Source organism: Pseudomonas sp. Marseille-Q8238, assembly GCF_965111915.1.
This window is the reverse complement of the sequence record NZ_CBCOPI010000001.1, coordinates 2731226-2756819: the sequence shown is the minus strand read 5'-3', so window position 1 is coordinate 2756819 and position 25594 is coordinate 2731226. Positions and strand designations below refer to the sequence as shown.

Sequence of the window (25594 nt, the reverse complement as noted above, 5' to 3'; positions counted from 1 at the left end):
TCGCATATATGTGCCAAGCGCGCCGGGCATAGCCAGGCACGCCTTGGTCATATTTCCACATGCCAAATAACGTCAGGGTGACTTGGAAATTACATTTCAGTCAGCGCGATGTCATTTATCTAGTTTTGATTACGGCAACCTGTCCCGGCTGCCCGGTATTCAAGAATATTCAGATCGCCATTGGAGTCCTCGTAGGTCATCTGGGCCGGCATCACACCGCAGCTAGAGTCCGTCGGGGTAGTGGCCACGACCCTGGCGATATCGAGTTTCATGCCGTAGCGGTAATGAATAACTTCAGGCGGATTCTTTCCGTTAGCGGCAGCATACTCTTGCATGGCCTGCTCATTGGCCTGAATCATCCGACCATAGACACGATCAGCGCCGCCTTCTGCCAGAGCTGCAGAGGAAACAACCATAGCGGAAAGTGCAGCAATGACTTTGAGGTTTTTCATGTTTAATCACTCCTTCAAGGTGGTGATTAAAATATAAACGCAAGACCCTGTCACAAACGTGAAGCGAGAATTACATTCCTGTAATGGATCTAAACTCTTTGAGAGTAAAGGTTTTGATACGTCAGTTATGTTTGGCACTCGTCAGAGCAATTACAGGCGTCGGCTACCGAAGATAACAATTTCTACCCAGGTATCAGTGAGTGGGTCATTGGAAAGTCAGCTTTGGTGAGGCGATCGTTAGCGGTAGTAATGCACTCTTGGCGGCTCCCCATAGTCGCCGTCTGTGCATTTCGCTAAATGCGTGCGCTGCACAAACAGTGCAACGCACGGATTATTGCTAATTACAGCAGTGGAAGGGTGTAGCTCACGATCAGGCGGTTCTCGTCAACATCGTTGCCGAAATTGGTTGAACGTAGTGTGGCGTTGCGCCATTTCACACCCAGGTTTTTCAGCGCACCGTCCTGGAAGACATATGCGATGTCAGTATTGCGCTCCCATTCCTTACCATCGGCGCTGCCTGCGCCTAGATCAATATTGTCACCAGTCAGGTAACGGGTCATGAACGTCAAGCCAGGGATGCCAACGCTGGCAAAGTTGAAGTCATAGCGGGCCTGCCATGAGGTTTCGTCTTTGTTGGCGAAGTCGCCGATCTGCACATAGTTGACCAGGAACGGATCGGTGCCGTTGATGTAGGCGTAGCCGGTGTCTCCGCTCATGCTCTGGTAGCCAACACCGAGGGCGTGGCCACCAAAGGCGTAGGTAAACATTGCTCCGAATGCCTTGTTGTCGACGTTGCTGTTGCCCTCGTCGGTGGAGCGAGCGTAGCGCATATCAGTTTTCAGCGATTGCTTGTCACCTAGCGGCAAGGTGTGCAGGACCGTGAAAATATGCTGCTTGTAGAAACCGTCTAGATTGCCGTAGTTGTAGCCGGTGGCTAGGTTGCTGTTCCACTTGTAGGTTGCTCCGGCGAAGTTGAATTCATCGCTATTCTGGGTTCCGCCGCCGCTGATAGCGCGGGCTGCGCCGCTGGTAATGCTGAGGTCTTCGCTATCGGATGAGTCGCGCTGGCTTACTTGTTTGAGCTGGCCGGCATCGAAGGTCAGGCCGGCAATCTCCAGCGAATTCAGGTGCCCGCCTTGAAAGGTCTGTGGCAGCAGGCGCGAGTCGTTCGCTTGGACGGTTGGCAGCTTGGGTTGCAGCGTGCCTAATTTCAGCACGCTGTTCGAAGCACGTAGCTTCGCGGTTAAGCCCAGCTCGCCATATTCATCCTGCGCGGCACGAGGTGCTTCTTTATCGCGCTTGAGCAGGCCCGTGCCTGAGCGTTCGGCACTGGAGTCCAGCTTGAGACCCAGCATGCCGATAGCGTCAATGCCGACGCCTATGGTTCCTTCGGTGAAACCGGATTCGTAGCGCATCAGGAAGCCTTGGGCCCATTCCTCCTGCTTTGATTGGCTGGCTGAATCTTGGCGGAAGTCACGATTAAATTAGAAGTTACGCGCTTCCAGACCAGCTTTGCTGTCCGCCAAGAAGTCAGCGGCCGCAGGCTGGCTGAGACTGAGTACCCCAGTACTCACCGCGACTGCCAAGAGGGTCTTCTTCATTGTTGTTTCTCCATGATCAGGGGGTTGGCATATCGGGGAGTCGTCGCTGCATGCCGTGCTCTCCGAATAGGGGGGCAGGTTCCTCTGCGCCAATGCTCAGCTGGGGGCTAGGCCAGTTCGCGCGCAATAACTAGGTCGAGGAACCATTACGGACTTTGGGGAAGATCAAGCGGAATACGGTAAAGCTGCCTGGCAGGCTGCTGACCTCGACCGTGCCCTGGTGCAGGCTCATGATCGAGCGAACAATTGCCAGGCCCAGCCCTGTACCCCCTTCGGCACGAGAACGGCTGGTATCGACGCGGTAGAAGCGCTCAAACAAATGGGGGATGTGCTGTGCTGGGATGCCAATACCAGGGTTTCCGACCGAGAACGATACGGTTTCGCTGTGCTTCTCGATCAGCAGCGAGATGTTTGCGCCGATAGGGCTATGCCGAATCGCATTGGACAAAAGGTTTGAAATGGCGCGCTGCACCATCAGCCGATCACCGAAGGTTCGGCCTGCTCCGGCAATGCTCAGACTGATCTGCTTCTCTTCCGCGGAGATGCTGAACAGATCCACAACGCGTCTTGCCTCGTCTTCCAGGGCAATCTTCTCGAAGGGCACCAGGGACGCTGGGTGGCTGACTTGAGCGAGAAACAGCATGTCGGAAACAATCCGGGTAACGCGCTCAAGCTCTTCTGTACAGCACTCCAGTACGGCTTTGTATTCCTCTGGCGGACGCTCTCTGGAGAGGGTTACCTGGGCTTTGCCCATCAGGTTGGTGATGGGCGAACGCAACTCATGGGCTAGGTCATCAGAGAATTGCGATAGCTGCTGAACGCCGCCATCAAGTCGATGCAGCATGAAGTTGATGCCGTGGGCCAGCGCGCTGAGCTCTTGTGGAAGTTTGTCGACGGAAATCCGATGGGTCAGGTCCTGCGTGGAGATCAGCGAGGCAACTTGACGAAATTGCCGGAGAGGAGAGAGGCCTCGCTGCACGATCCACCATGCGCCCATGCCAATCAGCGCGAGCAGAAGAGGGAGTGCGATCAGTGTTGATTTGAGGTAGGCGCTGAGCAGCGCTTCGTCGGCAGATCGATCAATTGAGAGCAGGACTCTGACGTGGTCGCCATCGTTGAGCAGCATCACTTTGGATGCGGTCAGGAAGTTGTTTCCCTCAGTATCCGACCAGCTTTGGTAACTAGGGGTATCGCCTGCCGGTATGTTGGCAAGAATGGGCTCCCTGGATTTCTCACCCAGATTCAGGAGTAATTTTGTGCCTGACTTTTTCCCGTAGATCGTCAGGTGCAGGTTGTCATGTCCCATGACCAGATCCAACAGTGCGTGAGGCTGCTGGGAAATTGCATGGGCGCTCATGTCTTCAGCGAGACTGTGCTGAATCTGCTCCAGTTTGCCGTCAAGACTCTTCTTGGCCAAAGAGTCCAACTCATGAGTCAGTGCGAAGTAGGCGAGTGCCGCTAGCAGAACAACCAGTGCCGCCCCCATCACGCTGACCGACAGGCCAAGGCGCATGGATAGACTGGCCGGCCTCATGCTCGCTCCTCAAGCACGTACCCAACACCCCTAAGGGTGTGGATCAGTTTGTTATCGAACGGGTCATCAATTTTGGCGCGCAGCCTGCGGATGGAGACTTCGACGACGTTGGTATCGCAGTCAAAATTCATATCCCAGACCAGCGAAATGATCTGGGTGCGCGATAGCACTTCCCCAGAGCGGCGCATCAGTAGGTGCAGCAACGCAAACTCTTTGGTGGTCAGATCGATACGCTGCTCGCCACGGAACGCGCGGTGCCTAGCCGGATCAAGTTCAAGGTCGGCTACCCGCAGCACTTCCGGTACCGGAATTTGTTCGCTTCGCCGTAGCAACGTACGAATTCGCGCAAGTAATTCAGGGAACTCAAACGGTTTGACTAAATAATCATCCGCGCCCAAATCCAGGCCTTTAATTTTATCCACTAAGCGGCCGCGCGCGGTCAGCATTATTACGCGAGTACTGCTGTTGCTGCGTATATGCTCAAGCACACCCCAGCCATCAATTTCTGGAAGGTTTACATCAAGCACTACCAAATCGTAAGCGTGTTGCCTAACAAGATGGAGGCCGTCAACTCCCGTGGCAGCCTTATCAACTACATAGCCACTTTCGCTTAAGCCTTGGTGTAAGTACTCAGCAGTCTTGGGCTCGTCCTCGACAATAAGGATTCGCATAAATATTCACCTTAAAATGTGCGGCCAGTATTTTTTAGATTTTCTTTTGTTGTGGCTGCAGAGTGGTTTTAATTCTTTAATCGGTGATCACTGACATGACCTGAGGCGTTTCAGCTTTCACCAAGGCTAAAGCCTGTAGCGGCTTTAGGGTCAAGCCGTAATGCCCGTTTTGACAAGGCTCATGGGGTTAGCGACAACGTGTCGCACGTCTCGAACTCATCCAAAACACCCAACTTTGGACTGGCAGGGCTGCCCCGTGGCGCTAGGAACGGGGCAACCCTTATTTATCTGTGTTTGTTTCTATTTGTTGCTGGACGCTAAATCGCCTGCTCTCTTGAACGCTGCCAATATTAATACAGCCACACCTGAAAAAGTGCTGGATAACGTATTTGTAATTTTCCAGTCACCTTGCTGATAGGCATAGAGCACTACATTCTGCCGGGAATTGGCTTTCTACTTATTTTCCTAAGTAATAACCTGCTAGATTTCTCAGGCTAAATAAATAGCAAGGCCTTCATTTATTCCAGCAGAGTTAGTTCTGCGGAGGGCTTTTAAGTGTATGTAGAAACAGTCGCCGGTTATGGTGTAGGCATAGGTAAGCTCTGTGTATTTTCAGGCCTACTGGCCGCATTGTTGATTGCTCCAGTGACAACAATTGCTACTGAATCAGTCGGGCAATCAATAACGATTGAGGAGGCGCTGGCGCAAGCGCTCACCGAGAACCAGGAGTTCGCTGCAGCACAATGGAATACTGGCATTGCCAAAGGCGCTCGTACCCAGGCTGGGCTGATCCCAAATCCTGAGCTGTCCTGGAGCGTTGAGGACACGCGTAGTGAGTCGCGCGTTACCAGCATTCAGGTATCTCAGCCAATTGAGTTGGGCGGCAAGCGTGGCGCGCGCATCGATGTTTCTGAACGTGATCAGGACGCTGTGGCGATTGACCTAGAGCGTAAGAAAAACACCTTGCGCGCTGAGGTTATCCAGGCCTTTTACTCGGCACTGCGTGCCCAGGAAGGACTGCAGCTTTCCACTCAGTCGTTAGACCTTGCCCTTCGCGGACTTCAGGTGGTCGAAGCGCGCGTAAAGGCCGGCAAGGCTTCGCCAATCGAAATTTCGCGTGCTCAGGTGCAGCTTTCGGAAATTCAACTGGAGCTGAATCGCGCACGCCTCAATCGAAGCAATGCCTACAAGCAACTGGCGCTCATAACGGGTGCCAAGACGCCGAACTTCGAACATGTCGAGGGTGATCTTGAGCGCCTGCCGTATCTGCCATCGCAGGCTGAGATGCTTGCACGCATAACAGATACAGCGGACCTGCGGCTGGCCAGCATGCAAATCCAGCGTGCCGAGTCTTCCTTGGAACTCGAAAAGTCGCAGCGCATTCCAGACCTCACCGTCAGTGTTGGCAGCCAATACGACGAAGGGCTTGGCGAGCGCGTCAATTTGCTCGGCTTGTCGATGCCTATTCCGTTGTTCAACCGTAACCAAGGCAATGTGCTGGCCGCTGCTCAAGGAGCTGACCAAGCGCGGGATTTGCGCAATGCCGCAGAACTCCGCCTGCGCGCGGAAGCCCAGCAGGCATTTGAGCAGTGGGAAAGCGCTAGAAGTGAAGTCGACTCGATCAGCGGCACACTGCTGCCGACCGCGCAGCAAGCAGTAGAGGGCGCAGTACGTGGATTCGAGATGGGCAAGTTTGCCTTTATCGATGTACTCGATGCTCAGCGCACCCTCGTAAGCATGCGCTCCCAGTACCTGAATACCCTGGATGAAGCTATCTCGGCCTGGGTGAGCTTGGAGAAGATTTACGGCTCCCAACTCAACATCGAATTCAAAAAATAAGCATCTCTGCGCACCTACATAACGCCTTAGACGGTCGCGTCATGCGACATGAAGCCTCGCCTGCTTTCCTGGCGGCTGCATGTTTATTGAGCGCGTTTAGTCGCCGCCTGGGCATGAATCAAATTCAATACTTTTGATAATTTGGAGTTACCAATGGCATCAACAACTCCCAGAAAGCAGTGGCTGATGATTGTGGCTGTTGTCGTCATCGGTTTAGCCGTGGCGGGCCTGATTCTAAGTGGTAGCCCTGGTAAGTCCGGGGAGGAAGGCCATGGCCATGATGAGAGTCATGAGGATGTATCGGCTCACGCAGATCCCGAGCACCACGGGGAGGCTTCGGCCGACGAGCATGAAGAGGCCGATGAGCATGCAGATAAAGAGCACCATGAAACTGTAGAACCCACCAAGGGCGAGCATGGCGGCAAGCTTTTCACCGAGGGTGATTATGCGCTTGAAGTGACGATTTTTGAGGAGGGCGTAGAGCCTCAGTTCAGGCTCTATACCTACCTGGACGGCAAGCTTCTAAATCCTGCTGAAAGCACGGTGCAAGTGACCTTGTTGCGTCTTGGCCAACCTGCGCAAATCATCAATTTCAGCAAAGAGAATAACTACCTACGTGGCGATGCCGCGGTTGTAGAGCCGCATTCATTCCAGGTTTCCATCAGCGCCACGCACAGTGGCAAGAGCTATTCGTTCGGTTACGAGCAGGTTGAGGGCCGCGTGACCATGACGGATGCGCAGCTTGAGCAGGGTGGCGTCACGCTCGCCACTGCTGGTCCCGCGAAAATCGCCTCCACGCTGCAAGTGCTCGGCGAGGTTCGTTACAACGGTGACCGCACGGTTCAGGTGACCCCGCAACTTGCCGGGCGCGTCGACTCGGTGGCGGTTAGTGCTGGCGATACGGTCAGCAAGGGTCAGGTATTGGCCAAAATCTCCAGCCAGGCGCTGGCCGAACTGCGTGGCGAGCTACTGGCCGCCCAGCAACGCTCTGCGCTTGCCCGCACGACCTATGCACGTGAAAAGCAATTGTGGGAAGAGAAGATTTCCGCCGAGCAGGACTTCCTGCAGGCGCAAGTTGCCATGCAGGAAGCTGCTATCGCAGTGCAGCGCGTCCAGCAACAAATCGCTTCGCTGGGCGGTGCACCGGCCAAAGGCCAGAATCTCACCGAATTCGAGATTCGTGCCCCTATCGATGGCGTGATAACCAGCAAAAGCATCTCTGTTGGTGAAGTACTCAAAGAGGATTCCGCAGTCTTTACCGTCTCGGATTTGTCGACCGTATGGGTGGACTCAACCGTCGCGGCGAAAGACTTGGGCGTAATCGCCGAAGGGCAAAACGTTGTCGTGAGCTCCAGCGCATTCGCCGCCACGGCTAAGGGCTCCATTTCCTATGTCAGCGCTCTGGTTGGGGCGCAAACCCGCTCAGCGACTGCTCGCATCGTGCTAGCTAACCCAGATCGGCTATGGCGGCCTGGTTTGCCAGTGACGGTCGAGGTGATTGCCGAGGAGAACAACGTTCCCGTTGCAGTAGCGGTCGAAGCGATCCAGACCGTTCGCGATTGGCAGGTAGTGTTCGGCCGCTTCGATAACCAGCTAGAAGCTCGGCCTCTTGAGCTGGGCAAATCCGACGGCCGCTTCGTCGAGGTTATCTCGGGTCTGAAGGCGGGCGATCGATACGCGCTGAAGAACAGCTTCCTGATCAAAGCTGAGCTTGGCAAAGCCGGCGCGAGCCATGACCACTAATTCGGAGTCGAGCTATGAAACAAGTTACAGCTATTTTTCGCCCGATCCGGCTTGAGGCCGTCGAGCAAGCTTTGCATGCACTGCCACACCTGCCTGGATTTACCATCCTGCCCGCCCATGGTCATCCACGTGGCCACGGCAAGGATCACAGCTACATCGCCGACGAGTGGAACCCCGACGCCCATCAGCATCTCGTGCTGCTGGCGTTCTGTTCAGAAGAAGTTGCCGATGAGATCGTCCATGCCATCGAGAAGGCCGCCCACACAGGTGTACCCGGTGATGGAATCGTCGCCGTGGCCCCTTTGACCGACGCATTGCGCATCCGTACTGGAGAGCGCGGTGATGCTGCGCTTTAGGGGAAATTGACATGTACGAACGATTAATTCGCTTCGCCATCGACCAGCGCTGGCTAGTCTTGCTGGCTGTGCTCGGCATGGCAGCGTTGGGTGTTTACAGCTACCAGAAGTTGCCGATTGATGCGGTTCCCGACATCACCAACGTGCAGGTGCAGATCAATACCGAGGCTAAGGGCTACTCGCCACTGGAAACCGAGCAACGGGTGACCTTTCCGATTGAAACGGTTATGGCGGGGCTGCCCAACTTGCAGGAAACGCGCTCTATCTCGCGTTATGGACTGTCGCAGGTCACGGTCATTTTTGAGGACGGTACGGACATCTACTTCGCGCGCCAGTTGGTGAATGAGCGGATACAGGAAGCCCGTGGCAATCTTCCCAGCGAGCTGTCGCCGAGCATGGGGCCTATCGCCTCTGGCTTGGGCGAGATCTATATGTGGACCATCGAGGCGCAAGAGGGCGCAAAGAAGCCGGATGGCAGCGCCTATACTCCGATGGATCTGCGTGAAATTCAGGACTGGATCGTCAAGCCACAGCTGCGCACCGTCAAAGGCGTTACCGAGATCAACACCATTGGCGGCTATGCCAAGGAGTTCCAGGTCTCGCCCATGCCGGAGCGTCTGGTTGCCCATGGCCTTAGCCTGCAGGACATTGTTGCGGCGCTGGAAAACAACAACGCCAACGTCGGGGCGGGTTACATCGAGCGCAGTGGCGAGCAGTACCTGATCCGTGCCCCAGGTCAGGTAGGCAGTATTGCCGACATCGCCAATATCATCATCAAGAGCACCGATGGCGTTCCCGTGCGTATTGGTGACGTGGCCGAGGTTGGACTGGGTAAAGAGCTGCGCACTGGTGCCGCCACTGAAAACGGTCAGGAGGTGGTGCTCGGCACGGCATTCATGTTGATTGGCGAGAACAGCCGCTATGTATCGCAGGCGGTCGATCTGCGCTTGAAGGAAATCAACCGCAACCTGCCGAAAGGGGTCATGGCGAAGACGGTCTATGACCGCACCGTATTGGTCGACAAAGCCATCAGCACGGTGAAAAAGAACCTGATCGAGGGCGCTCTGCTGGTTATCGCGATTCTGTTCCTGTTCCTGGGCAACATCCGTGCAGCACTCATCACCGCGATGGTGATCCCGCTGTCGATGCTGTTCACCTTCACGGGCATGGTCAGCAACAAGGTCAGCGCGAACCTGATGAGCCTCGGTGCGCTCGACTTCGGCATCATCATCGATGGTGCCGTGGTGATCGTTGAAAACTGCGTGCGTCGTCTGGCTCACGCCCAAGCCTCCGCGGGCCGAACGCTGACTCGTAACGAACGCTTTCATGAAGTTTTCGCGGCGTCGAAGGAAGCGCGTCGTCCGCTGCTGTTCGGGCAACTGATCATCATGGTGGTGTACCTGCCGATCTTTGCGTTGACCGGTGTGGAGGGCAAGATGTTCCACCCGATGGCGTTCACCGTGGTGACAGCGCTGCTGGGGGCCATGATCCTCTCGGTGACGTTCGTCCCAGCGGCTGTTGCGCTGTTCCTCAATGGCAACGTCAGTGAGAAAGAAAACCGCTTGATGGTCTGGGTCAAGCAAGGCTACGCGCCGTTGCTGGATTGGGTCATGGTCAGCAAGCCGCTGGTGCTGACTATCGCGGCAGTCATCATGCTGCTTTCCGGCTTGGCTGCTTCGCGGATGGGCAGCGAGTTCGTGCCGAGCCTGGATGAAGGCGATATCGCGCTGCATGCCTTGCGTATTCCAGGAACCAGCCTTTCACAAGCAATTGACATGCAGGTGCAGCTCGAACAGCGGGTCAAATCCTTTCCCGAGGTTGATACCGTGTTTGCCAAGCTGGGAACCGCCGAAATCGCCACAGACCCCATGCCGCCGAACGTGGCAGACAACTTTGTCATGCTCAAGCCGCGCGACCAGTGGCCCGACCCTGATCGCAGCAAAGCCGATCTGGTTGCTGCGATGCAGGAGGCGGTCGAGCAGGTTTCCGGCAACAACTACGAGTTTACTCAGCCCATTCAGATGCGCTTCAACGAGCTGATCTCCGGCGTACGCAGTGACGTCGCGGTGAAAGTGTTTGGCGACGACATGGATGTGATGAACGAGACCGCCGAACAAATCGCCGAGGTGCTGGAGGGTATTCCGGGTGCCGCCGATGTGAAAGTTGAACAGACCACGGGGCTGCCGATGCTCAGCGTACAAATCGACCGTGAGAAAGCCGCACGATTCGGTTTGAATGTCTCGGAGATTCAGGACGCCATTTCCACCGCCATCGGTGGGCGTGAAGCAGGAGCGCTGTTTGAAGGTGACCGGCGTTTCGATATCCAAGTTCGCTTGGCGGACGAGTGGCGCAATGATGTCGACAAGATCCAGCAGCTGCCTATTCGTCTGGCCAATGGCGATGGGCTGGATGGCCCAGGGTTTGTGCGCTTGGCTGATGTGGCGAGCGTGGTGTCCGCACCGGGTCCGAACCAGATCAGCCGTGAAAGTGGCAAGCGTCGCGTGGTGGTCACCGCGAACGTTCGTGGTCGCGATATCGGCTCTTTTGTCGCCGAGGCCGAGAGCAAGATCGCCCAGGCGGTGAGAGTTCCTACAGGTTATTGGACGACTTGGGGCGGCACCTTCGAGCAGCTTCAGTCGGCGGCCAAACGCCTGCAGATTGTCGTGCCGGTATCACTGCTGCTGGTGTTCACGCTGCTCTTTATGATGTTCGGCAATGTCAAAGATGGCTTGCTGGTATTTACCGGCGTGCCCTTTGCGCTGACAGGCGGGATCATGGCCTTGTGGCTGCGTGATATTCCGCTATCGATCTCCGCAGGCGTGGGTTTCATTGCTTTGTCGGGCGTGGCGGTACTCAATGGCCTGGTCATGATTTCCTTTATTCGCAGTTTGCGTGAGAACGGCATGGGATTGGACGAGGCCATTCGCGAAGGCGCATTGACTCGCCTACGGCCAGTGCTGATGACTGCCTTGGTGGCGTCTCTGGGCTTTATCCCAATGGCCACTGCAATTGGTACGGGGGCGGAGGTTCAGCGGCCTCTGGCCACGGTGGTAATTGGCGGAATCCTGTCTTCAACCGTGCTGACGCTGCTGGTTTTGCCATTGCTCTACCGCTTGGCCCATCGTCTGCGCTAAGTTCACAGCGCTATTCGTGTGCAACTGAAAAGCCCCGCTCTTGAGCGGGGCTTTTTGCTTACCGTAAATACCGCTCAATGTGGGCGGTGACTGTGCCTGTGACGTCCTCAGCGGCTTTTTTTACGCCAAATAAGAATCGGAACTGCCCGGATGTAGACAAGCTCACCCACCAACTCAACCAGCGTCTGGGTGATGACCGCTGCGGCTGCAAGCCCCCGTATTTCTTCAGGCAATGCCAGGGCCAGCGGAAGAACCACCAACGAGTTACGTGTGGAGGTACTGAAAGTAACCGCTCTCGCCGTCGAGGCGGGCAGTTTATAAGCTCTTGAAGCCAGTGCGCCCACTACGGGGGCCAAAAGCATGAAACCGATGTACACCGGGATCACCGGTAAAAGCTGGTCGATATCACGAACCACCGGCGAGATTTGCGACCCAACCACCGCAATGAGAACTGCCGCCATCGCAGGGACTGGCATCCATGCCCATACGGTGTTCCAGCGACCTACGAACCGTGAGCGCTTAGCCAAGGCTGCTGTAGCAACCGCGAGCAATAAAGGCACGACAATCAGTGCGAGAAAGGCTTCAGCGAAAGGCGCTATCGAGATAACGACTTGGGATTGCTCCCCTAGCATGAAAGCCAAATACACAGGCAACAGCACAAGTTGCAGCAGCAAGAGAATGGGGGTTGCCGCAAGGATCGCGCGCGAGTCGCCTTTGCCAATGTGAGTAAAGACCACCACGTAGTCGATACAGGGGGTGAGCAAAACCAGAAGAGCACCGATTAGGATTGCCGGGTGTTCTGCGAGCCCTCTGGTGAGTGCCCACACCAGCAGTGGAATCAGTACGAAATTAGCGATAAGCAAGGCTGACATGAAGCGCTTGTTGCTAAGACTTTCGCGGAGATCAAGAAAGGGAATTTGCAGGAACATCGCGTACATCAGCACGGCGATAGTCGGGGTCACTAATGCGTTCAGGCTCTGCGCTGCTGCAGGAGCTATTAACCCACCGATTGCCGCTGCAATGACCGCGACGAAATAGATCGGTATCTGGTTTTGTTCAAGCGCATCCCTACTCATAGCATCCTCAAGGAGCAAAAGCGTCAGCTTACATTAGGTAGCGGAGAGCGTGGCGATACTCTTGGATGGCCTGAATCATGAAAGATTGAGATGGGCACGGCGTCTGGCTATTGAATGGGTATCTGCTGACGGTGCAAGGTCGCGGTATTCAAATGACACCGTGTTCTAGCATCGTGGAGATAGGCAGATGCCTTTGCAGATATCAGGCAGATCAATATAAAGGTCTTCACCCGTATCATTTTGCCCTTCTTGCTACACGCTCTAGCGTGTGGTTGTTGCTGGTATTAATGACTTGCGAAGAAGTAGAGTTGGTTCGTTGTCGTGGTTTTTATATTCTCAGTGAAGCTTGTTGGCTATGGAACGAATTAAATAAAAAAAGCGCCCCGAAGGGCGCTTAGGGTACACCTCTTTCCAAGGAGCTCGGGAGCTTCTAGAGGTGAACATCGTTCGGAAGTGAGCAGTTAATCAGCTTTGGTTTCTTTTTTAGGATCGGTATCGATCCGATCTTGGCTGCTGTTCTTAACCTTTGACTCGTCCGCCTGTTTGGCAGCGGGCTTAGTTCCGTGAATTCGTTTTTGATCTGCTCGAAATCTCTCCTGAAATTTCATTGAGCGGTCGTAACCATCTCCTCTTGCATAAGTCTGTGTTGAGCCGACAAGAAGTACCGATCCAATAACTAGGGCTTTCAACATCTTCATAAGGCAGACCTCGTAAGATTCAATTAGTAACTTGTCGAGATTTATGGATAAGTTCTGCAAGTTCGAATGAATTTTACGGGGGTGAAGCTAACAGCAGCGTGAGCTCAACATTACATTCTTGCAATCTAATCACTGTGTCTCTTGTTATGAATGAGCGGGCAGGGCTTTTAGAACCCGCCCGCCCATCCATTTTTAGAGCACGCTCAGTGGGTACTCGACGATCAGACGAACCTCGTCCAGATCCGACTCGTAATCCGTTGCGCGGGTAGTCATCTGGCGAACACGGAAGGACATCTCTTTCAGTGAGCCCGTTTGGACGACGTACTTGGCTTCGATGTTGCGTTCCCAGCGCTTCTGGTCAGTCAGCGGGTTGCCATCGGCATCACGACGCATATACACACTGTTGGCGTCGGAATAGTCCGCATCTGTACCCAGCGCATAGCGCGTCATGAAGGTCAGTCCAGGAACGCCATAGCTGGCCATATCTAGGTCGTAGCGCAGCATCCAGGACTTCTCTTTCGGCGAGTTGAAGTCGCTGTACTGAATAGAGTTGTCGAGGAAGATGGAATCAGACTGGCGCAGGTAGTCGAAATCATCGTCGCCGTTGTTGCGCTGGTGCGACAGGGCAACGCTGTGTGCACCGAACTGCACACCCACTTTGCCGCTGTAAATGTCGTTATCGAACTCACCCAACAGCTGCTGGCCGTCATCAACAGCTTTGTAGTAGTTCAAGCCACCGAACAAGGAAACACTGTCGGTCAGCGGGTAGGTGAAGGACGTACCGGCATAGTGCTGCTTCCAAGCATCCTTGAGTTGGCTGCTATAGAGACTAAAGCTCAGGTTGTCATTTAGCGAATAGTCACCGCCGAAATAGGCAACCCATGGAGACGCGACAGAGCCCGCATAGAAGGTTGCGAACTCATCACGCATGGTGCTGACCTGCGGCTGGCTCATGGCATGCAGGCGGCCACCCTGAAGGGTCAAACCATCAAAGCTTGTGTTCTCAACCGTAACGCCGCGAAAGCTTTCCGGTAGCAGGCGGGAGTCACCGTAGTGAACCACCGGCGTCATGGGGAACACATCACCCACTTTGACAACGGTGTCGAATAGCCGGGCTTTTACTGCACCACCCACTTTGGAGTAGTTATCTTCGGCTTCACCATCACTATTTACCGGCAGCAGATTAACAGTACCACCTGGGCCATATCGACCATCCCCGGTATCCAGTTTAAGGCCGAGCATGGCGAAGGCATCAATACCAAAGCCTACGGTGCCTTGGGTAAAGCCCGACTCGAACTGGCCAATGATCCCGTGTGCCCAAGCTTCAGTATAACCATTGTCAGTGTTGCTCGACTGACCTTTACGAAAGTCACGATTCATGTAGAAGTTACGGTTGAGAATATTGAAACTGCTACCTTCTACAAAACCTTCGGCTTGCTCTTCTGCGGCCGCCATGAGCGGAGCTGCACTGACAATCGCCGAAAATACTGCAAGGGATAGTTTGGTTTTATTAAGCATTTATTGCTCCTTTATAATTGGCAGTTATTAGTCTAGTTTTCGCCATGGCGTTCTTATAGGTATTGCACCCTCAAGCGCTCTGCGCCTTTGGGGAGCTGAGCCCTATCCTTGCAAGCTGAAGATAACTTGAAGATGATTGGAAAATTACAATTCTGTAATCTTCACAAGGCGGCAATGAAAGTTGTCTTAAAGCGACATTTGAATTCAGATTTTCAATAGAATCCGACGGGTAGGTCGAGAGAGCTCCAGCCTTGATCAGGCCGAATGTTCATGACTGCCAGCTCATAGGACGGTGCACTCAGATAGATCGATAGCGCCGGGCTGATGTGACAAGCCGGCTGGGGGTGACGCCGGTTGATCTTGTTTGGATGCTCGTAAGCGTCCACCCGAATCACCTTGCGTGATTCGGGCATGCTGCTCACTCCCGCCGTGTAAGCCAGCATTTCGCTGACGAGCTGGAGCTGGCAGGCGCACTGCGTATATTCCAGCTCATGGCAGTAATGGTGCATGAAACTGTGACCGCATGGGTGTGAATAGCCATGGGCTCAGCGCTTACCAGACGAAGAGTTGGTTGATGCGACCAAGAACCTAGCAAGGTGCGATTACTACAGCGGCTGAGAGTTTCCGTAGTTAAAGCCATTTGCCGCCAAGGTTGCCCAGCGGCGCTGACGGTGGGCGTAGAACAGGCGCGCAAATAGCCAGACGAACGGAGTGAGGACGCCCGCCTTGATGGTCACGCTATCTCGGTAAAGCGTTCCGCCGTTGACCTCTTGTGCCGTAATGAGGTGATCCCACTTGCTGATCAGCGGGCTGTAGCCGTTGTCTCTTAGCATGAAAATCTGAGCATTTTCCGTCTGCGGGTATGTAATCACAATCGCCTGACGGCCAATGGGAAGTACGCCGAATAACTTCAGCTTGACCCAGTAAGTGCCCTCGCTCCAGGTGCCAGGAAACTCAACGGGAGTCAGCGGGCTGAAACTCAGCAACGGTGATGCAACCTGATGCAGCAGACGTGGCGTGCGCACCTGGGCGATCACCTCTGCCAGTGAGCATGGCAGCTGGGTAGAGATATCAATTTGCATGGGCGCAATCACCGACCGGATTGAGTTTACTTGTCATCGGCAAGCAAGGTCTGTGGTTCTTCGGGAACCGGCATGGGCTTGAAAGCACTGACCCTGGAGCGGCCTGTATTGCCGATAGGCACCCAGATTTTGGAGAACAGCAGGGCCGCGAAAATACGTGGTAGTTGCCCCGCGACCTCGCGGTAATCGCCGGTCTGCCAGCCGAGCACAAGCATCAGCCAGTGTGACCCAGCATGCAGCACGGGTTGGCGTTGGGTCAGGATGTGCGCGCGCTCTAACCATTGAAAGGCATCTGCGCTGCGCTGTTCCTGCATGGCCTGCCGGGCCTGCTGAAAGGTTTGTTCAATTGCGAGTTGCAATGCTGCTTTCATCTTCAATCCTCCGATCCTACTTTTTAAGCAGGCGCAGGCCGTTGAACACCACCAGCAGGCTGACGCCCATGTCGGCAAAGACGGCCATCCACATCGTCGCCTGCCCCGTTAGGGTAATGGCGAGAAACAGGGCCTTGATCCCTAACGCCAGCACGATGTTCTGCTTGAGGATGACGGCGGTCTGTTGAGACAGGCGGATGAAGGCCGGGATCTTGCGCAGGTCGTCATCCATCAAGGCCACATCCGTAGTTTCGATGGCCGTGTCCGTGCCGGCGGCGGCCATGGCGAAACCGATTTCAGACTTCGCCAGCGCCGGCGCATCGTTGATGCCATCGCCGACCATCCCTACAACGTAGCCGCGCGCCTGCAATGCTTCAATGGCCTGCAATTTGTCGACTGGCAGTAGGTTGCCGCGTGCCTCGTCGATGCCTACCTGCTGTGCAATCGCATCTGCGGTGTGCGGGTTATCGCCGGTCAGCATTGTGGTCTTCACGCCAAGCGCATGAAGCTCCTCAATTGCCTGGCGGCTGGAGCCCTTGACGGTATCGGCAACGGCGAACAGGGCAATGGCACGCTGCGGATTGCACAGCACCACCACTGTTTTACCTTGGCGTTCGAGACGCTCCAGCGTCGCTTCCAGCTCGGGTGAGCAGAGGCCAAGCTCTTCCACCAGGCGGTGGTTACCCAGGTGGAAATCTATGCCTTCGATGGTGCCTCGAACACCTCGACCCAGTAGGGCTTCGAATCCCTCAACGGCAGCAAACGTCAGGCCATTCTCAGTGGCATGCGTGGCTATTGCCTGCGAAACCGGGTGGTCAGAGCGACTGGCGAGGCTGGCAGCATGAGTACGGTAGAGTTCTGAATCCTGTTCAACCAACGGCATGTAATCGGTCTGTACCGGCTTGCCATGAGTAATGGTTCCGGTTTTGTCGAGTGCCAGGAAGCCAAGCTTGCCACCGATTTCCAGATAGACGCCGCCTTTGACCAAAATGCCTTTACGCGCCGCCGCTGCCAGGCCACTGACAATGGTGACGGGCGTCGAGATGACCAAGGCGCAAGGGCAGGCGACCACCAGCAGCACCAAGGCACGGTAGATCCAGTCGTACCAGGGCTCGGCCATGAAGAGTGGCGGCACAATGGCGATAGCTAGGGCGAATAGGAATACGACAGGGGTGTATACCTTGGCGAATTGATCGACAAAGCGCTGGGTCGGCGCACGTGACCCCTGCGCCTCTTCGACCGCGTGAATGATACGTGCCAGCGTGGTGTTGGCAGCGGCGGCTAGGACGCGGTACTCCAGGGAGCCGGCTTCGTTGATGGTTCCTGCAAAAACCGGGTCGCCAATGATTTTCTCTACGGGCAGGCTTTCCCCCGTGATGGGCGCTTGGTTGATGGTGGAGTTGCCGGAAGTAACCTCGCCGTCGAGACCGATTCGTTCGCCAGGTCGAACCCTGACCAATGCGCCTACGGCGATGGTCTTAACGTCAACGTCCAGCCATGTGCCATCGACCTGCTGCACCGTGGCGCGCTCAGGGGTCAGATCCATCAGGCCACGGATGGCATTGCGAGCCCGATCCAGCGACTTCGCTTCGATCAACTCGGCGACAGAAAAGAGGAACATGACCATGGCCGCTTCTGGCCATTGCCCAATCAGCACCGCACCGGTCACCGCGATACTCATCAGCGCATTGATGTTCAGGTTGCGGTTCTTCAGCGCGATCCAGCCCTTTTTATAGGTCGTTAGGCCGCACAGCAGAATGGCGAGCAGCGCCACGCCAGCCACAACCCACTCTGGCGCAAGCTCGGCAAAGTGGATCACTTCCGCCGATACGGCGGCCACGCCCGAAAGCGCCAAGGGCCACCAGGCTTTCTTGTGCGGGGTGCCTTGTGCTTCTTCGCTTGCTGTTGCTGAACCCTCAACCACTGGCGTGAAACCAAGCTCGCGAATCGCTGCCAGTGCTGCTGGCAGCGCTTCTGCTGTGTGGCTGAGCGTCAGTACACGTTGAAGCAGGTTGAACTCCAATGCACTGATGCCGGGTAGCGAGGTCAGCTTGTCGCGGATGAGCTTTTCTTCAGTTGGGCAGTCCATCTGTTCGATTTTGATGCGGGCTTGCCCTTCAGCAGATAGCGGTTCTGCCTGCATTCCCAGGGACGAGATCGCCGCTTCGATAGGCGCGGTCGAAGGCAAGCTGTGCCATACCCCAAGAATCCGATTGATCAGGTTGAAGTCGAGCTTATCTATGCCTGCCAGCTTGCTCAGCTTGTCCTGAATCAGCGACTGTTCGGTAGGGCAGTCCATTTGTTCAATACGGAAACTGCTGAGCCTGGAGCCAACCATGGCATTTACCGTTGTAGTTGCCGTGGCCGAGCACTTAAACGCGCCGCTGGGGTCACAGCAGACATCCTTTGAAACCGCTTCAGGTTTTTGTTCATCACTGCAGCAACCAGCCATGGGGGTATCCTTATTGGTCAGTGCTGTAGAGTGAACACCCTGAAGCCACTACAGGGTCAAGAGTTTGTAGAAGGGGTATTTCATGAAAATTGGAGAGCTGGCCAAGCTTGCCGATTGCCAGGTTGAAACGGTTCGCTATTACGAGCGTGAAGGGCTGTTGCCGACACCGGCTCGCAGCGAGGGCAATTATCGTCTTTACAGCAGTGAGCATCTTGAGAGGCTTACGTTTATTCGTAATTGCCGAACACTGGACATGACCCTGGACGAGATCAGAAGCTTGTTGGCGCTGATGGATCGGCCAGAGGGGAACTGTGAGGGTGTGAATAGCTTAGTGGATGAGCACATCGAGCATGTGCAAGCGCGAGTGACCAGCCTGCTGGCACTGCAACAACAGCTGGTTGAGTTACGCCACCGTTGCGCCTCTGAGCGGGGTGTAGACGAGTGTGGAATTCTTCAGCGGCTGAACACCACTGGCGGAGTCAGTGCACTTCCAGATGATGGCCATACCCACGTTGGGAAAAGCCATCGCCACTAAACAATGCGCCACCACCTGCAGTACTCGGCACGAGACATTGCAGGCGGTGGTGCGGGTTCGTTTGTTTACAAACTGCAAGCGCTTATTTGCTTTGTTCGATTTCAGCTTTAACCAGATCAATCAGTGGCTGTGCACCAAAGCTCAGGAGCGGCTTGCCATTCACAAAGAACGTGGGCGTCTGGCGCACGGCAGCAGCTTGGGCATCCTGGGCGTCTGTTTTAAGCGTTTCGGTGATATCGGTAGCCATCATCTCTGCGCGGGCCTTTTCCACATCTAAGCCTGCAGCTTCAGCAGCCTCCCAGGCTTTGAGCACCTGAGGGTCACTGTGCCATTGCGGTTGAGCCGCGATGATTGCCTCCAGAACCGGCTCATAGACCCCCTGCTTACGCGCAGTTTCAAGGATTCTTGCCGCTGTTTCAGAGCCTTCATGGAAGAGGACGTAACGCAGCACCAAGCGCACATCTTTCGGGTTCTCAGCCAGGATCTGCTTAACCAGTGGAAAGAAGGCACGGCAGGCTTCGCAGGACGGATCGAAGAACTCAACAATGGTTACTGGCGCATTAGCGGCACCGATAACTGGCGAATGGAAGCGCACCAAGGAGCTGGTTGCCGGGGCCGCTGGCGGAGTTTCTTCGCTTGCCGAATATCGATCATAAACGAATGCCGCAGCAGCGAAGCCGAGCGCAGTAAGAATGCTGATGACGAGGACGATTGCACGTCTGCTCATAGGGAAGACCTCCGGCGGATGAGAACAAGAAGAACAGCGATAAGGGTGAATGCACCCAGCGAAAGCAGTGGCAGCGGTATGCTGCCGAAAATCATCATGTCAGCGCTGGAGCATGATGGTCCTGCACCACAGGGCTTGATGCTCTCCGGGATGATCCCGAGGTAGAGCAGGCTGTGGTAAAGCGCGATGAGCCAACCCACGACGGTAACTGGCAACGCATAGCGCCAGACGCCGAAATCTGAGATGTAGCAACCAGCGGCCAGAATCACGACCAGTGGGAACATGAATGCGCGCTGGAACCAGCAGAGAACGCAGGGTGTTTTCCCCATGACCTCGCCGATGAACAGCGCGGCTAAAGTTGAAACAAGCGCAATACCCCAGGCCATAAGTAGCAGGCCCCAGGGGTTGATAGCGCGAGTGTTTGTCTCTGCTTCCTTCATGGTTGATACCTGCCCTCGACTGAGGTGGATGGCGCGGAAACTAGCTTTGGCGCGATACCGCTTGTGGTGACGTCTTGAGCCCGTGCATCTGCCATGCCCATAACCATCAACGAGATGGCGAACAGCGATAAGAGCGCCGGGCGGCGTAGGTGCACGGACAGAGCCACGAACCCGCGAGGAGAAAGCGATTGCATAAGTTGATCCTGGATTGCAGTGGTCTTTGGCCGCAATGCGGTTTTGTCTAGATCACGCGTCTGGATCGTGGAGGGCGCTCAATCAGGTAGATAGGGCGAACTGGCGTAGCTTGATCCGAAATAGCCGCAAGTGCGTTGTTTTCTGCTTGGGCAGGCAGGGTAAGCAACGGCCCGAGGTAAGGGGTTTCATGCACATGGTCAGCAGTCACCGGCGAGTGCCGATGATCTTCACACCATGAGCAAGAGGGGGCTGTATCTGTGGACAAACTACTGTGCGTGGATTCGCTTTTGAATCCCGCTTGCGGCTCTGTACCCGTCAACAAGGAAGATGTATGCCAGACCATGACCAGCAGTAATGCCAGGCTCAGTGCAAGTACTGCTTGAGTTGTAATAGTACGGCTGGGCATCGTTGATGTCGGTAGGCATTAAGTGGGGGAGGGAGGTTTGATCCTAGCCTCATTGAAAATACGGTCGTCGTACGAATTGTCCCGCATGAGATCACTCTCAGGTGGGCGGCACAAGCACCATAGGCATCGCATAACCTTTTAAAAGGTGACGCGCCCAAAGGGCTAATTACACAGTGCACGGCGGCTGTTAACGATGGTTCCTTGCTGATTATATGGAGTGAGCAAGCAGGCTTTGAAGAAGGAAAACCCACACTAGCTGAGCGTGCGGATCAGGTGCAGTGCTACTAGATGACTAGGGTAGAACCAGTAGCCCCAGCGCTTGACCGGCCAGATCCTGAAATGGCGCGTTCGGCGCAGTAGCCATAGCCCAATTAAGGGCGCCGCGAACGCTGTGGCCAGGATCAGCAACGTATAGGGCTGCAACTCCCACTCCGCGAGCCAGCGGTTACGGCTGTTGGCCAGTACGCAAAGTGCGGCTGGCAATAGCCAAACCAGACCAGGGCGTTGCATGGCCAGCAACAATGCTGCCGGCAACAGCGCACCGAAAATCCCGTACATCAGGCGTTCTTGAATCAGCACTGCCAGGCTCACTCCGGCCAGAGCCAGAATAAGGCCATCGCGGCCACGATGGTGTGCGCCCCAGACGATAAGCAGGCCCAGCAGCAGCGAGGGCATTACATTGAGCGTGCTACTGTCGCTGGAAAGCAGGCGATAGGGCAACTCCGAGATCACGGCAAACGCAACCATCCAGCCCAAATAACGAACGTTGTCATCGGTGTACAGTGCTCCCGATTGCGAGCGCGCCACATTGGCTGCAATGCCCAGGCAGAACAGCGGGAACGCTAAACGACCGACGATAAACAGCCATTCGGCTTCAGGCCAAACGTAGCGCAAGTGATCCAGCAGCATCGTCAGCATCGCCAGCCACTTGATCAGATCCAGGTTGGCGTCGCGTGCATGCGGGCTCACCCGAACCACCCAAGCGTCAGCGCAGCCAGCAGCAGGTAGCGAGTGGCCTTGGCCAGCGTCACGACTAACAGGAAGCTCCAGAACGGTTCGCGCATGACACCGGCTACCACGGTAAGTGGATCACCAATGATCGGTACCCAACTGAGCAGCAGCGACCAGCGACCGAAGCGGTGATACGCCTGCTGGACCCTTTCCAGCTTGCCTTCGCTGACGGGAAACCAGCGCTTGTGCCGGTAGTGCTCGATGGAGCGACCCAGCAGCCAGTTCAGCACCGAGCCCAGCACATTGCCCGTGGTGGCCACCGCCAGTAGTGTCCATGCTGTATAGCGGTCAGTCAGCAGCAACCTGACCAGTACCGCCTCCGACTGCATGGGCAGCAGCGTGGCGGCACCGAAGGCTGTGAGGAACAGACCGAAATAACCGGATAACTCCCACATCGGCTAGGCGTTCAGGCCGATCCAACCGTGGAAACCGACGTAAATCCCCACGCCGATGATCAGCAAGCTGGACAGGTAAGGGGCGCGACGCGCTACAGCGCCAAGCCACGGCCAGCGACTGGAGGCTTGGCGAGCGCCGATAGCGGCGGCAGCGCCAACGGTGACCAGAGTGATGGCCAAACCAATGCTGAAGCACAACACCAGTACGGCTCCCAGCGCAACTTCCTTCACTTGCAGGCAGAGCAGCAGCACGGTGATTGCGGCCGGACACGGAATCAGCCCTCCCGTTAGGCCGAACATGATGATCTGACTGGTGGTGACGTTAAGGCTGCTGAAGCGTTTGCGGATGTCGTTGGCGTGCGCCCGTTCATGGGCATCTTGATAGCCCTCCAGCGACAGTTCCAGTTCCTCCTGCTCAGCATGCTCATGACCGTGGCTGTGCTCGCGGAACTCCAGGTCATAGTCGTGGGAATGACCGGTATGGCCCAGGCTAAGCCGTGCAGTGAAGTCATGGGGCTCAGGAATCTCGACCAGTGATTCCAGATAGCCTCCTCGGTCTACGAACCAGAATTGTTCGGTCTGGCCATCGGGCCGGGTAGCCAGCAGGCTCACTTCAATAGCCGACCAGGTATGGCCACTCAAGGACTTCAGCCGCCAGCGTGGTGGAACTCCTTCTTCAAAGATCGACAGCTCGATACACCCATGCCCGGTATCGATGCGATGGGTTTCATCGTGTTGGTGATGGTCATTGCCCTCCTCGAAGCGCCACATCTGCTCGCCACGCCAAGTGCGCCAAAGCATCCACAAGGCGATAGTGATAATGATCGCTGCGGACGCGAGCTGGAAATAAGGCTCGGTGGTTTCGGCATCCAGGCCTTGTCCTAGGTACATGCCAGCCATGGCCACTAGCCAGACCACGGCTGTGTGCGAAAGCGTTGCAGCAAGACCCAGCAGAATGGCCTGCTTCACCGAGCCACGAATGGCCACGATAAATGCCGCCATCATGGTTTTTGAATGCCCTGGCTCCAGGCCATGCAAGGCACCGAGCAAGATGGCACTGGGGAAATACAGCCAGGCCTGCGAGGCCCCCTGTTGCAGCAGTTCGGCGAAGCTCGACATGGGAAGAGGCCTAGAGGTACTTGGTGATTTGCTTGAAGTCTTCGAGTGATGCGCGCTCGCCTATTGCAAGTGCTTCGACCGTGTGTTCCAGGCAGTGGTCGATATGGTCTTGGATCAGCACACGCTTGGCCTGGCAGACGGCTTTCTCTACGGCATGCAACTGCTGAGCGATGTCGACGCAGGCACGGCTGTCTTCGATCATGGTGACGATGCTGCGCAGGTGGCCCTCCGCACGCTTCAACCTTTTGATGATGTCGCCATGACTTTGGTGCTGGTGGCCGTGTTCGTGATCGCTCATACCTTGAGTCTCGTGCGTCGATGAATTACGCTCGCATGCTATCCCCCTGGGGGGGATATGGTCAAACCGACCACCCCTCCAGAAAAGCCACCCGCTTAGGCATCGAAAGAACCACAACATGCTCACCAATCCCATCAGCACCAAGGTGATTTTTGCCCTTGCTCTCGCCATATTGATGGCTTGGGCTGGACATACCTCTGCGCTGTTTATGGGATCGAGCCAGCCTTCCTTGAGTGGCAATGACGGTGCTCATTCGCATGCGCATGGTGACGAGACGCTGGCCTGTGCTGCGTACGGTGATCACTGCCACTCGCCGCTGACCGCCGACCATCTACATGAAACACCACACCTGACTGCGCTGCTGAGCATCAGCACGCTGCCAGAACGTGCGCAGCCGATACCCGCCCCTCGCTACTCCATTCCTCCAAGCCCGATCTTCCTGATCGAGCGGCCACCGCGCGCCACATTTGTGCTCTGACACAGGCCGCTGTGCGGCCCAAGACCCCTTTAATTTAGGACTCAACCATGCAATCGCTATCTATGGGCGCAATGGACGCATCTGTCGTGCGCCCGAATCGCTCGTTACTACTGTTGCTGCTGTTCACGGCATTGCTGTTTCTCGGCATGCCTGACGCACTGGCCCACGCTGTCGCCGAGGGCGACAAGGGCTTTATCCAGGAAAGCTCCGGGGTGATGGTGCTGCCGTTCATCTACATGGGCGCTAAGCACATGATCACCGGCTACGACCACCTGCTGTTCCTCTTCGGGGTGATCTTCTTTCTCTACCGCCTGAAGGACGTGGGGCTCTACGTCACCCTGTTCGCCGTGGGTCATTCGGTCACCCTGCTGCTGGGTGTGCTGACTGAAATCAGCATCAGCTCTTACGTGATCGACGCCATCATCGGCTTCTCGGTGGTGTACAAGGCGCTCGATAATCTCGGGGCATTCCAGCGCTGGTTCGGTTATCAGCCCAATACCAAGGCAGCTACGCTGATTTTTGGCTTACTGCACGGCTTTGGTCTGGCCACCAAGATTCAGGAATACGAGATCTCGGCAGATGGCCTGATCGCCAACCTGATTGCCTTCAACGTCGGCGTCGAAATCGGCCAGCTCCTGGCCTTGAGCGCCATCCTGATTGTCATGGGCTACTGGCGGCGCACCGCCAGCTTCTGGCGTCATGCCTACACCGCCAACGTCGCCATGATGAGCGCCGGTTTCCTCTTGATGGGTTACCAGCTCACCGGCCTGATCGTCTCTCAGTAAGGAATTCTCAGCATGTTCAATACCCAGCTTCCGACCCAAAGCGAATTGCCTACCAGCCACCAACTGCTGCGCTCCACTGTGATCGCCGTGGGTGTTGCCGCAGCCTTACTGGTCACCGTGGTGATGCCTTCGGAGTACGCCATCGACCCAACGGGCGTTGGTCGCGTACTCGGCCTGACCCAGATGGGCGAAATGAAGATAACCCTGGCCGAAGAAGCGGCAGCGGATGCAGCGGTTCAGCCAGCTGCGGCTCCAGTCGCTCAAGCTCCCGCGCCTGTTCAGCCGGTAGTGCAAGAGCCTGTTGCAGCAGCACCTGTGGCCGAACCCGTAGCTGAGCCTGAGCCAGCCCTGAAGTCAGATGAAGTGACCGTCACGCTGAAGCCGGGCGAGGCCAGTGAAATCAAACTGGAGATGCTGGACAAGGCCACGGTCAGCTACGAGTGGACGACCAATGGTGTTCCGGTCAACCACGACACCCATGGCGAACCCTACAACGGCCCAAAGGGCTACTACCACAGCTATAGCAAGGGTAAGCAGATCAAGGGCGACAAGGGTGAATTCACCGCCATCTTCGACGGTACACACGGCTGGTTCTGGCGCAACCGCAGCAACCGCGACGTGACCATCACGCTGAAGACCAAGGGCGATTACCTGAGCGTTAAACGCGTGATTTAAGAC

General features: G+C 55.9%; 25 protein-coding genes and 1 pseudogene. 9 read left to right on the top strand and 17 right to left on the bottom strand.

Translation table 11 applies throughout. The features are described from left to right. Positions 1–119: 119 nt before the first annotated feature. The 4 genes and pseudogenes from ACWPW0_RS12750 to ACWPW0_RS12735 form a co-directional block, all read right to left on the bottom strand. On the bottom strand, positions 120–452 hold the full coding sequence (locus ACWPW0_RS12750; RefSeq protein ID WP_017675718.1) for a DUF2790 domain-containing protein: 333 nt from the start codon (positions 450–452) through the stop codon (positions 120–122). Between the two features lie 341 nt (positions 453–793). Beyond that, positions 794–2053 (bottom strand): annotated as a pseudogene (locus ACWPW0_RS12745) (OprD family porin). 130 nt (positions 2054–2183) lie between these two features. Further along, on the bottom strand, positions 2184–3587 hold the full coding sequence (locus ACWPW0_RS12740) for a heavy metal sensor histidine kinase (protein WP_017675715.1): 1404 nt from the start codon (positions 3585–3587) through the stop codon (positions 2184–2186). Further along, on the bottom strand, positions 3584–4258 hold the full coding sequence (locus ACWPW0_RS12735; RefSeq protein ID WP_017675714.1) for a heavy metal response regulator transcription factor: 675 nt from the start codon (positions 4256–4258) through the stop codon (positions 3584–3586). Before ACWPW0_RS12735 ends, ACWPW0_RS12740 begins: the two co-directional genes overlap by 4 nt. A 591-nt stretch (positions 4259–4849) precedes the next feature. On the opposite strand from ACWPW0_RS12735, the gene ACWPW0_RS12730 reads away from it, so the two are divergent. From ACWPW0_RS12730 to ACWPW0_RS12715, 4 genes are all read left to right on the top strand, one after another. Next, positions 4850–6097 (top strand): TolC family protein, encoded by a 1248-nt coding sequence (locus ACWPW0_RS12730; RefSeq protein ID WP_447595632.1) that lies wholly within the window; start codon positions 4850–4852, stop codon positions 6095–6097. 153 nt (positions 6098–6250) lie between these two features. Next, positions 6251–7840, top strand: coding sequence for an efflux RND transporter periplasmic adaptor subunit (locus tag ACWPW0_RS12725; protein ID WP_045733422.1), 1590 nt, complete (start codon positions 6251–6253; stop codon positions 7838–7840). Positions 7841–7854: 14 nt separating this feature from the next. Then, a complete protein-coding gene (locus ACWPW0_RS12720; protein ID WP_045733421.1) occupies positions 7855–8196 on the top strand; it encodes a P-II family nitrogen regulator in 342 nt (113 codons plus the stop codon). Positions 8197–8207: 11 nt separating this feature from the next. Next, on the top strand, positions 8208–11330 hold the full coding sequence (locus tag ACWPW0_RS12715) for an efflux RND transporter permease subunit (RefSeq protein WP_447591268.1): 3123 nt from the start codon (positions 8208–8210) through the stop codon (positions 11328–11330). A gap of 107 nt (positions 11331–11437) precedes the next feature. On the opposite strand, the gene ACWPW0_RS12710 is transcribed toward ACWPW0_RS12715, so the two are convergent. The 7 genes from ACWPW0_RS12710 to ACWPW0_RS12680 form a co-directional block, all read right to left on the bottom strand. After that, positions 11438–12406 (bottom strand): arsenic resistance protein, encoded by a 969-nt coding sequence (locus ACWPW0_RS12710; RefSeq protein ID WP_447591269.1) that lies wholly within the window; start codon positions 12404–12406, stop codon positions 11438–11440. Between the two features lie 461 nt (positions 12407–12867). Further along, complete coding sequence (locus ACWPW0_RS12705; RefSeq protein WP_447591271.1) at positions 12868–13104, bottom strand: hypothetical protein; 237 nt, start codon at positions 13102–13104, stop codon at positions 12868–12870. A 192-nt stretch (positions 13105–13296) separates the two neighbouring features. Beyond that, positions 13297–14622 carry an OprD family porin gene (locus ACWPW0_RS12700; protein WP_026088463.1) on the bottom strand — a complete coding sequence of 442 codons (1326 nt, stop codon included), beginning with the start codon at positions 14620–14622 and terminating at the stop codon, positions 13297–13299. A 212-nt stretch (positions 14623–14834) separates the two neighbouring features. Beyond that, positions 14835–15035: a hypothetical protein gene (locus tag ACWPW0_RS12695; RefSeq protein ID WP_139204310.1), complete on the bottom strand. Its 201-nt coding sequence runs from the start codon at positions 15033–15035 to the stop codon at positions 14835–14837. A 192-nt stretch (positions 15036–15227) separates the two neighbouring features. Beyond that, positions 15228–15704, bottom strand: a complete 477-nt coding sequence (locus ACWPW0_RS12690) for a hypothetical protein (protein WP_017675705.1) — start codon at positions 15702–15704, stop codon at positions 15228–15230. A 26-nt stretch (positions 15705–15730) separates the two neighbouring features. Then, positions 15731–16075, bottom strand: coding sequence for a DUF3703 domain-containing protein (locus ACWPW0_RS12685; protein ID WP_447591274.1), 345 nt, complete (start codon positions 16073–16075; stop codon positions 15731–15733). A 16-nt stretch (positions 16076–16091) separates the two neighbouring features. Next, positions 16092–18374 (bottom strand): heavy metal translocating P-type ATPase, encoded by a 2283-nt coding sequence (locus ACWPW0_RS12680; protein ID WP_454256734.1) that lies wholly within the window; start codon positions 18372–18374, stop codon positions 16092–16094. Positions 18375–18411: 37 nt separating this feature from the next. On the opposite strand from ACWPW0_RS12680, the gene ACWPW0_RS12675 reads away from it, so the two are divergent. Continuing rightward, on the top strand, positions 18412–18561 hold the full coding sequence (locus ACWPW0_RS12675) for a hypothetical protein (RefSeq protein ID WP_170050749.1): 150 nt from the start codon (positions 18412–18414) through the stop codon (positions 18559–18561). 48 nt (positions 18562–18609) lie between these two features. Next, on the top strand, positions 18610–19062 hold the full coding sequence (gene cadR / locus ACWPW0_RS12670; RefSeq protein WP_017675702.1) for a Cd(II)/Pb(II)-responsive transcriptional regulator: 453 nt from the start codon (positions 18610–18612) through the stop codon (positions 19060–19062). Positions 19063–19144: 82 nt separating this feature from the next. Here the strand turns inward: cadR and ACWPW0_RS12665 are convergent, their stop codons facing one another. The 6 genes from ACWPW0_RS12665 to mreA all read right to left on the bottom strand — a co-directional run bounded on the left by ACWPW0_RS12665 (position 19145) and on the right by mreA (position 23653). Continuing rightward, positions 19145–19789, bottom strand: coding sequence for a DsbA family protein (locus tag ACWPW0_RS12665; RefSeq protein ID WP_137821416.1), 645 nt, complete (start codon positions 19787–19789; stop codon positions 19145–19147). Next, positions 19786–20229, bottom strand: a complete 444-nt coding sequence (locus ACWPW0_RS12660; protein WP_137821415.1) for a disulfide bond formation protein B — start codon at positions 20227–20229, stop codon at positions 19786–19788. Before ACWPW0_RS12660 ends, ACWPW0_RS12665 begins: the two co-directional genes overlap by 4 nt. A gap of 853 nt (positions 20230–21082) precedes the next feature. Continuing rightward, positions 21083–21799: a TraX family protein gene (locus ACWPW0_RS12655; RefSeq protein ID WP_282340359.1), complete on the bottom strand. Its 717-nt coding sequence runs from the start codon at positions 21797–21799 to the stop codon at positions 21083–21085. Beyond that, positions 21796–22236 carry a YqaA family protein gene (locus tag ACWPW0_RS12650; protein ID WP_137821414.1) on the bottom strand — a complete coding sequence of 147 codons (441 nt, stop codon included), beginning with the start codon at positions 22234–22236 and terminating at the stop codon, positions 21796–21798. Before ACWPW0_RS12650 ends, ACWPW0_RS12655 begins: the two co-directional genes overlap by 4 nt. Positions 22237–22239: 3 nt before the next feature. Beyond that, positions 22240–23355, bottom strand: a complete 1116-nt coding sequence (locus ACWPW0_RS12645) for a nickel/cobalt efflux transporter (protein WP_137821413.1) — start codon at positions 23353–23355, stop codon at positions 22240–22242. Positions 23356–23365: 10 nt separating this feature from the next. Beyond that, a complete protein-coding gene (gene mreA / locus ACWPW0_RS12640) occupies positions 23366–23653 on the bottom strand; it encodes a metal-sensing transcriptional repressor MreA (protein WP_045733414.1) in 288 nt (95 codons plus the stop codon). A gap of 118 nt (positions 23654–23771) precedes the next feature. On the opposite strand from mreA, the gene ACWPW0_RS12635 reads away from it, so the two are divergent. The 3 genes from ACWPW0_RS12635 to ACWPW0_RS12625 are packed head-to-tail and all read left to right on the top strand — an operon-like array spanning position 23772 to position 25591. Next, complete coding sequence (locus tag ACWPW0_RS12635; protein ID WP_137821412.1) at positions 23772–24131, top strand: hypothetical protein; 360 nt, start codon at positions 23772–23774, stop codon at positions 24129–24131. Between the two features lie 47 nt (positions 24132–24178). Continuing rightward, positions 24179–24916, top strand: a complete 738-nt coding sequence (locus ACWPW0_RS12630; protein ID WP_447591280.1) for a HupE/UreJ family protein — start codon at positions 24179–24181, stop codon at positions 24914–24916. Between the two features lie 12 nt (positions 24917–24928). Further along, on the top strand, positions 24929–25591 hold the full coding sequence (locus tag ACWPW0_RS12625; RefSeq protein WP_017675694.1) for a hypothetical protein: 663 nt from the start codon (positions 24929–24931) through the stop codon (positions 25589–25591). The last annotated feature ends 3 nt before the right edge of the window (positions 25592–25594 follow it).

Excerpts from the sequence above, each read along its gene's own strand:
- ACWPW0_RS12750 (WP_017675718.1), bottom strand. The coding sequence starts at position 452 with ATGAAAAACCTCAAAGTCATTGCTGCACTTTCCGCTATGGTTGTTTCC.
- ACWPW0_RS12740 (WP_017675715.1), bottom strand. The coding sequence starts at position 3,587 with ATGAGGCCGGCCAGTCTATCCATGCGCCTTGGCCTGTCGGTCAGCGTG.
- ACWPW0_RS12735 (WP_017675714.1), bottom strand. The coding sequence starts at position 4,258 with ATGCGAATCCTTATTGTCGAGGACGAGCCCAAGACTGCTGAGTACTTA.
- ACWPW0_RS12725 (WP_045733422.1), top strand. The coding sequence starts at position 6,251 with ATGGCATCAACAACTCCCAGAAAGCAGTGGCTGATGATTGTGGCTGTT.
- ACWPW0_RS12720 (WP_045733421.1), top strand. The coding sequence starts at position 7,855 with ATGAAACAAGTTACAGCTATTTTTCGCCCGATCCGGCTTGAGGCCGTC.
- ACWPW0_RS12715 (WP_447591268.1), top strand. The coding sequence starts at position 8,208 with ATGTACGAACGATTAATTCGCTTCGCCATCGACCAGCGCTGGCTAGTC.
- ACWPW0_RS12710 (WP_447591269.1), bottom strand. The coding sequence starts at position 12,406 with ATGAGTAGGGATGCGCTTGAACAAAACCAGATACCGATCTATTTCGTC.
- ACWPW0_RS12705 (WP_447591271.1), bottom strand. The coding sequence starts at position 13,104 with ATGAAGATGTTGAAAGCCCTAGTTATTGGATCGGTACTTCTTGTCGGC.
- ACWPW0_RS12700 (WP_026088463.1), bottom strand. The coding sequence starts at position 14,622 with ATGCTTAATAAAACCAAACTATCCCTTGCAGTATTTTCGGCGATTGTC.
- ACWPW0_RS12695 (WP_139204310.1), bottom strand. The coding sequence starts at position 15,035 with ATGCCCGAATCACGCAAGGTGATTCGGGTGGACGCTTACGAGCATCCA.
- ACWPW0_RS12690 (WP_017675705.1), bottom strand. The coding sequence starts at position 15,704 with ATGCAAATTGATATCTCTACCCAGCTGCCATGCTCACTGGCAGAGGTG.
- ACWPW0_RS12685 (WP_447591274.1), bottom strand. The coding sequence starts at position 16,075 with ATGAAAGCAGCATTGCAACTCGCAATTGAACAAACCTTTCAGCAGGCC.
- ACWPW0_RS12680 (WP_454256734.1), bottom strand. The coding sequence starts at position 18,374 with ATGGACTGCCCTACCGAACAGTCGCTGATTCAGGACAAGCTGAGCAAG.
- ACWPW0_RS12675 (WP_170050749.1), top strand. The coding sequence starts at position 18,412 with ATGGCATTTACCGTTGTAGTTGCCGTGGCCGAGCACTTAAACGCGCCG.
- cadR (WP_017675702.1), top strand. The coding sequence starts at position 18,610 with ATGAAAATTGGAGAGCTGGCCAAGCTTGCCGATTGCCAGGTTGAAACG.
- ACWPW0_RS12665 (WP_137821416.1), bottom strand. The coding sequence starts at position 19,789 with ATGAGCAGACGTGCAATCGTCCTCGTCATCAGCATTCTTACTGCGCTC.
- ACWPW0_RS12660 (WP_137821415.1), bottom strand. The coding sequence starts at position 20,229 with ATGAAGGAAGCAGAGACAAACACTCGCGCTATCAACCCCTGGGGCCTG.
- ACWPW0_RS12650 (WP_137821414.1), bottom strand. The coding sequence starts at position 22,236 with ATGTGGGAGTTATCCGGTTATTTCGGTCTGTTCCTCACAGCCTTCGGT.
- ACWPW0_RS12645 (WP_137821413.1), bottom strand. The coding sequence starts at position 23,355 with ATGTCGAGCTTCGCCGAACTGCTGCAACAGGGGGCCTCGCAGGCCTGG.
- mreA (WP_045733414.1), bottom strand. The coding sequence starts at position 23,653 with ATGAGCGATCACGAACACGGCCACCAGCACCAAAGTCATGGCGACATC.
- ACWPW0_RS12635 (WP_137821412.1), top strand. The coding sequence starts at position 23,772 with ATGCTCACCAATCCCATCAGCACCAAGGTGATTTTTGCCCTTGCTCTC.
- ACWPW0_RS12630 (WP_447591280.1), top strand. The coding sequence starts at position 24,179 with ATGCAATCGCTATCTATGGGCGCAATGGACGCATCTGTCGTGCGCCCG.
- ACWPW0_RS12625 (WP_017675694.1), top strand. The coding sequence starts at position 24,929 with ATGTTCAATACCCAGCTTCCGACCCAAAGCGAATTGCCTACCAGCCAC.